General features: G+C 67.1%; 10 protein-coding genes, 1 tRNA gene and 1 pseudogene. 6 read left to right on the forward strand and 6 right to left on the reverse strand.

The features are described from left to right. Positions 1-311: 311 nt before the first annotated feature. The gene (locus tag SHTP_RS04220; protein WP_036451106.1) at positions 312-1,139 is read right to left on the reverse strand and encodes a class I SAM-dependent methyltransferase; all 828 of its coding nucleotides are present in this window, start codon (positions 1,137-1,139) and stop codon (positions 312-314) included. Between the two features lie 978 nt (positions 1,140-2,117). On the opposite strand from SHTP_RS04220, the gene SHTP_RS04230 reads away from it, so the two are divergent. Both SHTP_RS04230 and SHTP_RS28430 read left to right on the forward strand, forming a co-directional pair. Beyond that, a complete protein-coding gene (locus tag SHTP_RS04230) occupies positions 2,118-3,428 on the forward strand; it encodes a PPE family protein (RefSeq protein ID WP_096369866.1) in 1,311 nt (436 codons plus the stop codon). A gap of 267 nt (positions 3,429-3,695) precedes the next feature. Further along, positions 3,696-4,199: a hypothetical protein gene (locus SHTP_RS28430; RefSeq protein ID WP_231991279.1), complete on the forward strand. Its 504-nt coding sequence runs from the start codon at positions 3,696-3,698 to the stop codon at positions 4,197-4,199. Between the two features lie 124 nt (positions 4,200-4,323). On the opposite strand, the gene SHTP_RS28435 is transcribed toward SHTP_RS28430, so the two are convergent. After that, positions 4,324-4,623, reverse strand: coding sequence for a transposase (locus tag SHTP_RS28435; RefSeq protein WP_231991280.1), 300 nt, complete (start codon positions 4,621-4,623; stop codon positions 4,324-4,326). A 573-nt stretch (positions 4,624-5,196) separates the two neighbouring features. Here SHTP_RS28435 and SHTP_RS29945 point away from each other — a divergent pair. The 4 genes from SHTP_RS29945 to SHTP_RS26685 all read left to right on the forward strand — a co-directional run bounded on the left by SHTP_RS29945 (position 5,197) and on the right by SHTP_RS26685 (position 10,100). Next, the gene (locus tag SHTP_RS29945) at positions 5,197-7,527 is read left to right on the forward strand and encodes a PE family protein (RefSeq protein WP_420872936.1); all 2,331 of its coding nucleotides are present in this window, start codon (positions 5,197-5,199) and stop codon (positions 7,525-7,527) included. 253 nt (positions 7,528-7,780) lie between these two features. Then, positions 7,781-8,443 (forward strand): hypothetical protein, encoded by a 663-nt coding sequence (locus tag SHTP_RS29655; RefSeq protein WP_172900725.1) that lies wholly within the window; start codon positions 7,781-7,783, stop codon positions 8,441-8,443. A gap of 463 nt (positions 8,444-8,906) precedes the next feature. Beyond that, positions 8,907-9,770, forward strand: coding sequence for a thioesterase family protein (locus SHTP_RS04250; RefSeq protein ID WP_096372317.1), 864 nt, complete (start codon positions 8,907-8,909; stop codon positions 9,768-9,770). Between the two features lie 177 nt (positions 9,771-9,947). Beyond that, positions 9,948-10,100, forward strand: a complete 153-nt coding sequence (locus SHTP_RS26685; RefSeq protein ID WP_011742030.1) for a hypothetical protein — start codon at positions 9,948-9,950, stop codon at positions 10,098-10,100. 84 nt (positions 10,101-10,184) lie between these two features. Here SHTP_RS26685 and SHTP_RS04260 read toward each other — a convergent pair. From SHTP_RS04260 to SHTP_RS04275, 4 genes and pseudogenes are all read right to left on the reverse strand, one after another. Further along, positions 10,185-10,260, reverse strand: a tRNA-Arg gene (locus SHTP_RS04260). Positions 10,261-10,287: 27 nt separating this feature from the next. Further along, a complete protein-coding gene (locus tag SHTP_RS04265; RefSeq protein WP_172900626.1) occupies positions 10,288-11,112 on the reverse strand; it encodes an LLM class F420-dependent oxidoreductase in 825 nt (274 codons plus the stop codon). 21 nt (positions 11,113-11,133) lie between these two features. Beyond that, a pseudogene (locus SHTP_RS04270) lies at positions 11,134-12,194 on the reverse strand (poly-gamma-glutamate hydrolase family protein). Between the two features lie 116 nt (positions 12,195-12,310). Then, positions 12,311-12,640 carry a hypothetical protein gene (locus SHTP_RS04275; protein WP_096369868.1) on the reverse strand — a complete coding sequence of 110 codons (330 nt, stop codon included), beginning with the start codon at positions 12,638-12,640 and terminating at the stop codon, positions 12,311-12,313. Positions 12,641-12,759 lie beyond the last annotated feature (119 nt).

The following is a 12,759-nucleotide window of genomic DNA, read 5'->3' on the forward strand; positions in this document are numbered from 1 at the left end:
GTCGTCGTTGGCGCGGCTGGGATTGGGTACGCTAGTCATCGTTGCATGCGAGTCCGCGTGCTCTCGGCGTGGTCGGTTGCGTCCAGCCCGGCAGCGGCCGCAGTCGGGCCAGCGGTGATTTGACCGATCGTGGCGGTTTCGGCGCGGGTTCCACCAGTACGGGTTGTGGTCACGACCCCGACGCTGGAAGCGTGAGTACAGTCGTGGGCGTCGACATAGCGCCAAGGCGAACCGGCTGGCAGCAGTGCATGACCCATTGTGCAGGTGTTGAGACAGGTCGTCGCGGAGCCGAGGGTCTTGCGTCGAAATGGTTAACGCTTGATTGCTTGAACGGTGTAGGTCATCGGAATCCGGTCGCGATCTTCGGCGAGGATGAATTCGCCGTCGTAATCTGGGCTGGGGATCATCGCATCTCCCAACGGATTCCATGGGACTTCGCGATGCTCTTCAAGGCCGGTAACCATCAGCCCGGCGGCGGTGAGCGCGGTGAAGATCTCGCCGAGCCCATGATTGAAATGGATGATCTGGGGTGAGGCGACAGTTCCGTTACCGGCATAGGTTTCATGCTCGACGAACGGGATGCCACTAGTTTCAAAGTATGGGTATTCAACGACGACAAGCCCGTCGGGCCGCGGATCGCTGAGCGACCACAAGAACGGATGGCCCTCGCGCATGAACAGCCTTCCACCGGGCCGGAGCAGGCTTGCGACAACATCGGCCCAGCGGCTGATGCTAGGAATCCAGCACAACGCCCCAAGGCCGGTGTAGACGAGATCGAAACGCTCACCACCGAGTGCTTGGACCGCGTCATAGACGTCGGCCTCGACGAAACCGACATCGGCCCGGGCGCGCATCGCCAGGTCCCGGGCGGCTTGCAGCGCGGCAGGGGAGAAGTCCAAGCCCACCGTTGATCGTGGCCCCAGCCGAGACAGCGAGACCGTATCGGTGCCAATGTGACACTGCAGATGGGCGATATCGAGGCCATCGAGTCGTCCGAGCCTCGGCAGGTCATATCGAACTTCTGCAGACAGAAAATCGGGATCGTCGAAGCTGTCGAGGTCGTATCCATTGGGCCCGGTGTGCAGCGGCACGCGCGACTCCCAATTCGCCAGATTCAGGCTGCGCCAACTGGCGGCCATCGGACGTTGTGACACGTCATCCATGCCGACAGGATTGCATGCGCGGAAGCTGCTCCCCGACTCGCACCCAGCCGCAAGTTCCTCTCGCCAGGCATGGATGCAGTGGATGATCGGTTTGCTGTCGTGGCCTGCCCCGTATCGGCGACAGTATCGCAGACCGGAATGCCAGCCTGCCCGCGGACAAGCGGGCCATGTCCGTCTCCGGCCGGGCCCGTGCCCGGCATCGGACGGTCGAACTTTTCAGGTCGACTCGAACGAATCGACAAACCACTGGCAATAACGGACTGATACCGCCGCGCGGCCATGCCCACCCCCCTCATCTAAGGAGTGTCAAAGATCACCCCTGCGACACCGGCTTTGGGGGAGCCTGCAAGCTCACCTGGTATTGGTCGCGAATGAGGTCCTGAACCGGAGATATGCGCCAATCGGTACCGCGGGAAACCATGCCGGTTTGCAGGTTCACCCGCCGAGCACCGAGCGCAGATCGGCGTTCGATTTCGGGATCCGCAACGAGCGTGGCCCCGGCTGCGATCGAGGGCTGTGAGGCGCCCCACAATGGTTGCCGCACAGCCAGTCCCGGGCATGGTGAAACACCTAAGTGTGTTGGTGGATGATAGCTTGTAGTGCATAGGCCGTGCTTGTCCAAGGCTTGGACAAGGGTGACCCCGGGTTGACGTGCCCGTGTCATCTGGGCTTTTCAGTCGGCGGTCGACATCCATGAATCGAACGCCATGACCATGGTCGCCCGCGGCACCGCCGAAGCTCCCGAGTGGGACGCCTCGGCCGCCCGCGACTTCCTTGAGAGAAAGGTAAGCGTCTGTTGTGTAGCAGTTTTCGTCACATGCCACCCGCGCGCACATCCAGCCGAGTAACGGTCGACGTTGTGGCTGGTCAGCGGCTGGTGGGTCTACGTGGTCGCCTGCGATCGGTCGGCATCCCTCGTGGTGGCCGCGACGTCCAGCTCGCAGGTGATCGATCATGACATCGCCGGTATGGATGGGTTCACCGCCAGAGGTGCATTCGGCGTTGCTGAGTTCGGGTCCGGGTGCGGCGTCGTTGCAGGTGTCGGCGTCGGCGTGGACGTCGCTCGGCGCCGCGTATTCCTCGGCGGCTGACGAACTCACCGCCGTGGTGGTCGTTGGTGAAGCCGAGACGTGGGAGGGGATGGGTGCCGCGAGTTATGCGGCTGCGCACCAGCCGTATGTGGCATGGTTGATGAGAAACGGAGCCGAAGCCGAGGCGATGGCGGCCGAGCATGAGGCGATGGCCGCCGCGTACTGTGCAGCGCTGGCGGCGATGCCCACGATGGGCGAGTTGGCCGAGAATCACCTCACTCACGGCGTGTTGCTCGGGACTAACTTCTTTGGCATCAATACCGTTCCGATCGCCGTCAACGAGGCCGACTACGCGCGCATGTGGGTCCAAGCCGCAACTACCATGTCCGCTTATGACGCGGCCTCAACCGTGTTTGCGGCGCGAGCGCCACAAACGACCCCTGCTCCACGACTGATCCGCTCCCTTGGCGACGACGCCCCGAATGTGTTGCCACAGGCTGCAAACGTGCTGGGCAGCTGGTCGGATTTTTGGGAAGAATTCGTGTACAACTTCTTCGATATCTTCACTTATGCCTGGGATTCCATAGCATTGCTCGGCATGGATATCGGCGAGTACCTGGGTGACCCCATCGGCTTCTTGATAGCGGGGGTCATCGGCTTTTTTGGGGGCTTCGCGTATGGAGCTGTGTCTGACGCGGTGGCTGGGCTTCTCGTGGCGCACAGCGTGTCCGAGGCCGTGGCGATCTCGCTAGCTCTCGCCAGCGTGCTCGCGCTGGATTTTGCAGTGACCGCGATGGTGCTAAGCGCCGTTGCCGTGCCACTTGCCGCCGCGATCGCTGTGCCAATCGCATTGCCGATCGCATTGCCGTTGGGCATTGACGCGTATGTCGGGGGTTCATCGGACCTCGGTGTGGGCGTGGCAGACGCTGGTTTGCGGAGTGTGAGTGTGTCGTCGCTAACGCAAAACATTGACACTCCAACGCAACTGGGAGGTCTTGCCGGTGTTCAGTCGGTGCCTGGGCCGAATGATGCCGTGGCGGGTATCGATCAAGATTCTGTGAGGCATGGGTTGGCAGGATCGGTGGGTGTGGGGGATGTGCAGTCGTGGGGGTTTGTCGGGACGTCGGGTTCAGTGAGAGGGGAGCCATCGGGCTTGTCGATGTTGGGTGCTGAGTCCGGGGGCCTGCGGGTGCCGGTGTTGCCGTCGTCGTGGGATCTGAGTTGGTCGAAGTGATCGGCTTTGATGGCGGCTTGTTGGCCGTGCTACGGCCACTGCTTCGTCACCGTCTCAGTGTGACTGGCGCGGCCACAACGCCGACCCATCCAGCACCCACCCGCCTACTTGTCCTGGACCTAGTAATGACTCCCCAGTGGCACAACCTCGGGCACGGTCCAACCAGTAGCCATCATCGCTCGGCCGTCCTGCCTGGGTTCCTACTGGAACCCGTTGTCTTGTAGCGTCTTTCAGCCAGATCCCCTTGTCCGCCGCGACCATAGTTGCGTGTACGGTGAGGAGGTGCGTGACGCAAATGTGTGGATACCTCGCTTCATCGTCGCAGTCTCATTGTCGCTGGCTATCGGCACAGCAGCGTGCGATCGACATGAACACGCCACCAAGCCAATCAGCACCTCTCCAGCGCAGGATATTTCCTCTCCCGTAGAGCACCGAATCGTTGAGCTTGCAATTTCGGACATCTCAACGCAGCTTGGCATTCCAGTCGGTCTCAACGTCAGGCGCCTGAACGCTTCCGGAACGTGGGCGTTCCTGTATGGCCAGATCGTCGCTGGCGATGGGGGCAAACTGGACTACAGCGCTACCCCATTCGCGGATGCGTCCGCCAACGGGCTCAAGACCGATACCTATGCGGGCCTATTCCAGGCCAGCGGCGGCGATGCCAATCAACGCTGGACTCGTGTTGATAGCGCCATTGGGCCGACTGATTTGGCCTGGAGCGATTGGGCCGTGCGGTACGCGGCACCGGCAGAGATATTCGCTACACGATAACGAGCGGAGCAAACGCGACACGTCGTTCGGCTGGGCTGTGTGCAGTGGTACGCCTCCGCAGCAGCCGGCGAAGTAGGACGGCGACCAGAGGCGTCCGAGCGGCGGGCACACCGGCTTCGGTGTATTAGCGGCGCACGGCGTCGGCGGTGCGGCCCTCGACTAGCTGGACGGGTGTGGAGATCGCCAAGTTGGGTGGGTAGCCGACGAGTGGGTGCATGTGGTCGGCTTCGCCGTTGAACTCGATCAACTCGGTACCGAGCTCGGCGCAGACCTGCCCCATGGTGTTCTCGCCACCTGCGAGTGACCCGATCCACCGCAGTGGAATAGAAAATGACACCACTTCGCGCAGCTCAACGGATGCAATCAATTGCCCAACCACCATGTTTTCGATTAGTGCCGCATCCAGTGCGCTAATCGGATTCACGCGCCGCGCGCTGCGGCCGCTTCCTGGATCGCGTTCAGATTTGCCAGCAACGCAATGATCACCGTGGCCGTGGGTGGCTGTCGGCGGCCAGTTGGTGCAGATGGGGAGCTGGCGCGAGCTCGCCGGACCGGTTAGGTCATATGACTCATCCCAGCAGGAGTTTCGGCGACGAGACTTTACCTACCGTCGGCGCGAGCTGCTTCAAGCTGCTCGGGCTGTCTGCTATTCGATGGCCAATTGGGGACAGCGCATGTCGTTTCTCATCGCAACGCCGGGCTTTGGGGCGCTGATGGGCGACCAACACCGCTATGGCCACTGGCGACCTGAGGCGCCGAGGGCAAGGGGCGTCGTTCATGACGCGAAGGCCGCAATAGCCGCGAAAGTCGTTGTGCTGCAACGTGGCGATCACCGGGACCTTCGGGAGCTACGGGCTGAATATCCGGCGCTCAGTGCGCGGGTGCCGGTGTTCCACGAAGAGTTTGTGCGGGCGTCTTGCTCGGCCGCGCGGCGCGTCTGCGGGCACCCGCTTGGTCTCCGAGAAGAAATCGTTTACGAGTTAAGGGGTCCCAGATGTTGTCTTACGTGACCGCAGCGCCTGAGGCGTTGGCCGCCGCGGCGGGAGATTTGACGGGGATCGGGGAAGTGCTGCGGGCGGCCACCGCGGCGGCGGCGCCCTCGACGACGAGCCTTGTTGCGGCGGCCGGTGACGAGGTGTCCACCGCGATCGCGACATTGTTCTCGGAACACGCGCAGAGCTATCAGGCACTCAGCGCACAGATGGCGGCATTTCACGATCGGTTCATGAACGCCCTGGCGGGTGCCAGCGGGTCGTATGCGAGTGCCGAGGCCGCCAACGTCACGCCATTGCAGACCATCGAGCAAGACCTGCTCGGCGCGGTGAATGCACCGACACAGGTGTTGTTCGGACGCGGGTTGATCGGCGATGGTGCCAACGGCACTGCGCCCGGGCAGGCTGGCGGGGCGGGCGGGCTGCTAATCGGCAACGGCGGTAACGGGGCGCCAAGTGCCGTCGGCCAAGCGGGCGGGGCCGGTGGCGCCGCTGGTCTGTTGGGCAACGGCGGCACCGGCGGGGCCGGAGGCGCCGGGGCGAACGGTGGGGCTGGCGGCTCGGCGGGCCTCTGGGGTGCCGGTGGGGCAGGGGGCGCCGGTGGGGCCGGCGCTACCCCGGGTGGGGCAGGCGGTGCCGGCGGAACCGGCATTGCGGGCACCGGCGACCTGGTCAGTCCGACCACGGGCTATCAGGGTGGGCAGGGCGGTATGGGCGGCAAGGGCGGTGACGGCGGGGCGGGCATCGGCGGGGTCGGTGGTGGTGCCGGCGGCGAGGGCGGTGTCGGCGGTGCCGGCGGCACCGGGGGTCAGGGCGGTGCGAACACCGGCGCCACCGGCGGCATGGGTGCCGACGGTGGTAAGGGTGGCACGGGCGGTGCCGCGGGTGCGGGCGGTATGGGCACCGACGGCGGCGCGGCGGGGGCCAATGGCACCGGCGGGGTCGGTGATACTGGCGGTGACGGCGGTGCCGGCGGAACCGGCATCGCGGGCACCGACGACCAGGTCAGTCCGACCGCGGGTCATCAGGGTGGGCAGGGCGGTATGGGCGGCAAAGGCGGTGACGGCGGGGCGGGCATCGGCGGGGTCGGTGGTGGTGCCGGCGGCAAGGGCGGTGTCGGCGGTGCCGGCGGCACCGGCGGCCAGGGCGGTGGTCCGGGCGGCACGGGCGGTATCGCCAGTGCGCTAGACAGCGGCGCCGGCGCTCAGGGGGGCGGGGTCCCCAGCACCACCGGGGTGCCCGGTGTCGACGGCGGTAAGGGCGGCACGGGTGGCACCGCGGGTGCGGCCGGTGTGGGGGTCGACGGCGGCGCGGCGGGCAGCATCGGCACCGGCGGAGTTGGCGGCACGGGCGGCAATGGCGGCGCCGGCGCCGACAATGACGTCAATGGCACCTCGGGTATTGCGCCCACCGCGGGTGGCCAGGGCGGCCAGGGCGGTCAAGGCGGTCAGGGCGGTGACGGCGGGTCCGGCATCGGCGGGGTCGGCGGTGGCGCCGGCGGCCACGGTGGTATCGGCGGAGCCGGTGGCGCCGGTAGCAACGGCGGCAACAACACCGGTAGCACCGGCGGGGTCGATGCTACCGGAGGTAAGGGTGGCACGGGTGGCACCGCGGGTGCGGCCGGTGTGGGGGTCGACGGCGGCGCTGTGGGCAGCATCGGCACCGGCGGGGTTGGTGGCCAAGGCGGCAATGGCGGCGCCGGCGCCGACAATGACGTCAATGGCACCTCGGGTACCGCGCCCACCGCGGGCGGCCAGGGCGGTCAAGGCGGTCAGGGCGGTGACGGCGGCGGATCCGGTGGCGCCGGTAGCAACGGCGGCAACAACACCGGTAGCACCGGCGGGTCGGTGCTGACGGAGGTAAGGGTGGCACGGGTGGCACCGCGGGTGCGGCCGGTGTGGGGGTCGACGGCGGCGCGGCGGGCAGCATCGGCACCGGCGGCGTCGGCGGCCAGGGCGGCGACGGTGGGTCCGGCGGCGCCGGCACCCTCGGCGCCGACGGCACCAACCCGACCGGCGATGGCGGAGGCGGCCAGGGCGGTCAAGGCGGTCAGGGCGGTGACGGCGGGTCCGGCATCGGCGGGGTCGGCGGTGGTGCCGGAGGCCACGGCGGCGTCGGCGGATCCGGTGGCACCGGTGGCACCGGTGGTAGCAATACCGCCAGCACCGGCGGGGTCGGCGCTGACGGAGGTAAGGGTGGCACGGGTGGCACCGCGGGTGCGGCCGGTGTGGGGGTCGATGGTGGCGCGGCGGGCAGTATCGGCACCGGCGGGGTTGGCGGCACCGGAGGCGAGGGTGGGTCCGGCGGCACCGGCGTTGCCGACGCATCCGGGATAACGCCTGCCGTTGGTGGACCAGGCGGCCAGGGTGGTGCGGGCGGCACCGGTGGCGACGGTGGTGCCGGCATTGGTGGGGTCGGTGGTGGTGCCGGCGGCCAGGGCGGCCAGGGTGGTGCTGGCGGCACAACGGAGGCATAGGCGGCGCCTACACCGGTACCGGACCCGGGAGCAGCGCGGCCGGTGGCCTCGGCGGTACCGGCGGAGCTGGCGGCGACGGTGGGACACCCGGTGCCGGCAGCACCACGGGTGGCATGGGAGGTAATGGCGGCAAGGGTGGCAACGGCGGCTCCGGCGGCACGAACAGCTCCGGCACCAGCACGTCACCCGGATTCGGCGGTGGCGGTGGGGGTGGTGGTGCCGGGGGCCACGGCGGCAACGGCGGCGGTGGCGGTGCCTCCGGTGGCCAGGGTGGCACCGGAGGCGACGGCGGGTTCGGAGGAACCGCGGTAAGTCCCACCACCGGAAGCATTGGCGGTGGCGGCACCGGCGGCGGTGGCGGTGGTGGTGGCGGTGGTGGTGGTGCCGGCGGCGCCGCCGCTAGTTTCGCAGTAGGCGGTGGTGGTGGTGGCGGTGGTGCCGCCGGCGGCCCAGGCGGTACGGCCGGAAACGGCGGGGTTGGCGGTAACGCCTTCGCCGCGGGCTTCAGCGGGACCGGCGGTGCCGCCGGGGTCGGGGCCGGGGCGCCCGGGGGCGTCGGTGGTGGTGGCGGCGGCGGATTTGCACAACCAAATCTCTCGAACGATGGAACTCCCGGTGAAGATGGCTTCAAAGGCGGCCACGGCGGACTCGGCGGCGACTTCGGATTAGGGGCGAACGGCGGCCCAGGCGGCGATGCTGCCGGCGTGGGTGGGCATGGCGCCACTGCCTACGAATTCAGCGCCACCGCACAAGGCGGCCAGGGCCAGTCCGGTTAGCGCCGAGCCACTCCGCGGCTGCGGCTGTGGGGGGCGATATCCACGGAATGGTGGCGCCCACAACGGCAACCGGGTGAAGTATCACGGCGGTATCGGTGATACCGCGATGCCGGCGGGGAAGCGTCCGGGACGCGCTGGCCATCCGCGACGTAGTTGTGACGCTGGCTGGGCGGAAGCGAAGGCGACACGCTGCGTAGGTGCTGAGGGATCGGGCGGCTTAGTCTGGACGGCGCGGAGGTAACACGGTGAAATTGGAGTCACGATCGGATCGATCTGCTGAACACCCCTACCGCGTGGCCGGTGGTCCTGGCGGCCCAAATCGCCTGCACCAGAAGCTGTCCCGTCGCCAACCGGCCACCGGTGGATGGCCTTCGTAGGATTCGATACCGCGCAGGAAAACAGATGACCGATCATGCCCGCCAGCACAGACCCACTCACCCAGAATCGGAATGCAGCCGAAACCATGAGCAGTAGCCGACCCTTCACCGACCTCACCACCGCCCATGACCTCGGTGACGGAGCGTATAGCGCCACCATCGATCCCATCTGGACCATCGGCCCCAAGGTGCACGGTGGCTGCATGATGGCGGTCTGCGCAGCGGCCGCGCATCGGACGATCGGCGATGCGGTCGACCTGGCGCCAGTTGCCCTGAGCGCCAACTACATCAGCGCTCCAAACCCGGGCGAGGTGCAGCTCACCACGAAGGTCCGCCGGCGCGGACGGCAGGTATGTCTCGTCGATGTGGAACTGTCGCAGGACAGCCGCACCGCGGTAACCTGCTCGGTCACCCTGGGGTCCGTCGACACAAAGCCGCCACGACACAGCGCACCACTGCCCGTGTCGCAGATGCCGGTCCAGCCCCCTGCTGATGCCATACCCGTCTCAGCCGAACATCCCCTGGCCCAGATCCTCCATGTGAGCCAAGGATGCGAGCTCGCGATGGATTCCGCCACCACCGGCTTCCTCGTCGGGCAACGCGGAGCACCGATCAGCCGGATGTGGGTCCGCCCGTTCGCCTCTGACGAAGCCGACCCCGCCGCCGCAACGCTGTTTGCGATCATGGCCGGCGACATCGCCTCGCGCGTCACCGTGAACTGCGGCATCTTCGGCTGGACCCCCACCGTCCAACTCACCACCTACCTGCGGCGCCGCCCCGCCCCCGGCTGGATGCGCGTCATGGCCAGCTCGACCGTCATCGGTGATAGCTGGTTCGAGCAGGACCACGTCATCCGCGACGCCACCGGTCAGGTCGTGGTCCAAAGCCGCCAACTAGCCATGCTTCCGGAGGCCGCCGGGGCCTCGCGACGAACCGCCGTTGACGGCTGATCACGCCCGAGAGGCGCGGGTCTCCCCGACACGTGCGCCTGATTCAAATCAGCAGTTGCCATGCCACCGTGCGCGTGGCCGTTTGACGTCAACCGGATGCTGGGTGCCAGCGATTCCGCTGCGTCGGCGCCTTGCTGATTCCGCGAGCAAGTTGCTGCGGCGGCAAGCCACCCGCCGATGAAGCGAGCGCAGCAGCTCGCCATCGAGGTGGACATCGCAGCGCGCACCGGCATGATGGGCGCCTACGCAGACCTGCTGCCAGCCCACACAGACCACATCGGTGGTCGCCACCCGACGGCTAGCTCAGCCATGCTCAACTCCCTCGTCTAGGGAGTGCCAAAGATCAACCGAAACACCGTCAGGCATCAACCGGAACAGAAACGTCAGCAATCACCCGACGCAATACAAACCACATGGTGCCCCCGGCAGGATTCGAACCTGCGACACCGGCTTTAGGAGAGCCGTGCTCTATCCCCTGAGCTACGGGGGCGGCTTCGCTGAGCTTACCGGGGGCGACTCAGCGCAGCTCGGCGATCACCTTTGCGAAGTTATCCAGGTGATTGTCCTGCACGGTGAACGACGTCACCCCATAGATATCGCGGTAGCCGGCCAAGGTGTCGGCAATCTCGCGCGGTGACCCGCCGAGCACCGAGTGCAGCGCCAGTATCTGTTCGTCGGACAGCTCTGGCGCGTACCGGCGGGTCATCGCCAGGTCGGGCGCGGTTTCGCCTTCGTTGGGCAGGGCGGTGATCGCCAGGTTGAGCTCGAGCGCGTCAAACCGGTCTCCGGCGGCCCGGCGGACAAAGTCCACACGTTCGGCCAGCGGATCATCTGCCCCGTGGACGTTGGACCCGGTCAGCCCGACGATGTTGGCCTGCTGGGCCGCCAACGTCATCACCCGGTTGCCGTTGCCGGCGATCAGGATCGGCACCGTCGGGTGATGCTGCTTCACGTAGGCCGTCATGTGTTCGGGATAGTCGACGCGGGCTCCGGCGCTGGGGTAGGGCAGCTCGGCGGCATCGAACTCTTCCCGGACGTAGCCGGTGCCCAGCCCGAGCTCGAGACGACCTTCGCTGAGCAGATCCAGGGCCTCGGCGTCGCGGCTCAGCAGGGCCGGCTTGTAGAAGGCGGCGTTGAGCACATACATGCTCAACCGCATCTTCGTGGTGACCATCGCGGCGGCGGTCAGGGTGGGAAACGGCGCCGCGGCACCGAGATGATCGGGCACGCAGAGAATGTCGAACCCGAGATCTTCGGCCTGTTTGGCCAGCTCTTGCAGCGCTGCGCGCGATTTGATGAAGCGGACGCTCAACCCGAAGCGAAAATCTTTGGCCACCAACAATCTCCGTTCCACCATCGACACTTACCAAGCACGCGCGGCAGCCACCAGGCCTTGTACCAGGGAGGCGGTGACCGGCGACAAACCGTCGTCGCCGGGCAGGGGGCTGCGGGGCTGAGCCCTCGCACCCGGATGGACAGTTCCAATTGCGCCCCACCGCCGCGGACCCGGTTGACCGGGTTGTCCGGATGCAGCCCGCGTAGCTCCGCCGGGATGGCGTCCAGATCGGTGACCACCTGGTAACCAGGCAGTTCAAGGTGGCGCGCCAGGTGGTCGGCCAGCTCGCGGTTGCGGCCGCCGGCCAGCAGCTGGGTGCCACGGCCGATGCGGCCGTAGCCGTGCAGTGAGACCGCGACGTCGACGTGGTCGAGGAACTCCGCGAGCCGCGGCGACTCGCCGGGGTCGAACCGCGACGATGGCAGGTGGTGGGGGTAGCGGTCGGGATGTCGCAGCACGTACACCGATGCGCCAGCGGCATCGGCGGCTCGCTCGGCGATGACGTCGGTCATCTTCTCCAGGCCGCCGCCGTGGATGGCGAGGAAGCCGAAGCGCGACCGTAGCTGGCTGATCTCGCTCAGGCCGGGCTCGCTCAACAATGCCGAAAGCGATTGTGGCCCAGCGCCGGAAGCCGCCGCGGATACAGGCTGGAGCCAATGCACCGGATCCCAGCGGTGCAGAAAGTCGATCCAGCGTTGCGGTAGCCCGTGATGCAGCGCGCCGTCGATGACGCGATTGAGGTATTCCGGCCGGGGCGGACCCGGGGTGATCCGGTGGTCGATGTACACCCAGGCCGTCGTCCGTCCGTCGTGGGTGCGCACGCACAGCAGGTCACGCCGATAGCGGACCGGAACCCCCTCGGCGCTGTCCAGCGTGGCCAGGTCCCGATCGGAGATCTGCCAGAGCACACCGTGCACCTGGCCGCCGGTGAGCGGCTCAACGGTGGCCACCCCACGTTCGTTGATCAACCAGTCGTGATCGGACAGGACCGCCGGACGCGGGTCGCTCGCGTCGGGGCATCGCACCGACATCTGCCGTACGCACAGGTTGGAACCGTATGCGAAGTACAGATGCCGGCCGGTGAGCATTTAGCGGGTCACCATCGGCTCGGCAGATTTCGACGCGGTGTTTTTTGACGCAAACCAACTCCCCGCGAGCCAGCACGGACGACGACGCAATCCATCCTGCCGTATCGTCGCCGCGCTCACAGCCCGGGCAGGCACAGCAGCGGGATACAGCCCAGATCCGACGGGGGCGTGTCGCCTTCATAGACAAATCCGCCGCGATTGGCCTGGAATCCGTAGTCCACCCAATACCAGGTGTGGCAGACGTTCATGTCCCAGTTGACACCGCCCGCCGGCACCGGTTCCCCGGGGCACCATTGGTAAGGGCCTCGCGGCGCTTGCGGCACGGGTCCATGGGCTCCGGGCCCGGCGTGTGCGGTGCCCGCGGTCAACCCGAACCCGGCTACCGCGACACCCCCGGACACCAGCGCGGCGGTGATCATCCGCTTCAGGTTTGCGGTGGTGTTCATGGTGAGCTTCCTCTGGTCATGCCCCGCTTGGCCAGGCGTAGTCGCGGCAAGTACACAAGCTCGGATTCGCTACCGATCCCAACCGGGAGGCCGGGCACCGGCGGTTTGCGAGTCCTGGC

The sequence above is a fragment of the Mycobacterium ulcerans subsp. shinshuense genome (assembly GCF_002355775.1).
GTDB classification, from domain to species: Bacteria; Actinomycetota; Actinomycetes; order Mycobacteriales; family Mycobacteriaceae; genus Mycobacterium; species Mycobacterium marinum.

Bases quoted from the DNA above. Each gene is read 5' to 3' on its own strand.
- SHTP_RS26685 (WP_011742030.1), top strand. From the start codon at position 9,948: ATGAAGCGAGCGCAGCAGCTCGCCATCGAGGTGGACATCGCAGCGCGC.
- SHTP_RS04275 (WP_096369868.1), bottom strand. From the start codon at position 12,640: ATGAACACCACCGCAAACCTGAAGCGGATGATCACCGCCGCGCTGGTG.
- SHTP_RS04230 (WP_096369866.1), top strand. From the start codon at position 2,118: ATGACATCGCCGGTATGGATGGGTTCACCGCCAGAGGTGCATTCGGCG.
- SHTP_RS29655 (WP_172900725.1), top strand. From the start codon at position 7,781: ATGGGAGGTAATGGCGGCAAGGGTGGCAACGGCGGCTCCGGCGGCACG.
- SHTP_RS04250 (WP_096372317.1), top strand. From the start codon at position 8,907: ATGAGCAGTAGCCGACCCTTCACCGACCTCACCACCGCCCATGACCTC.
- SHTP_RS04220 (WP_036451106.1), bottom strand. From the start codon at position 1,139: ATGGCCGCCAGTTGGCGCAGCCTGAATCTGGCGAATTGGGAGTCGCGC.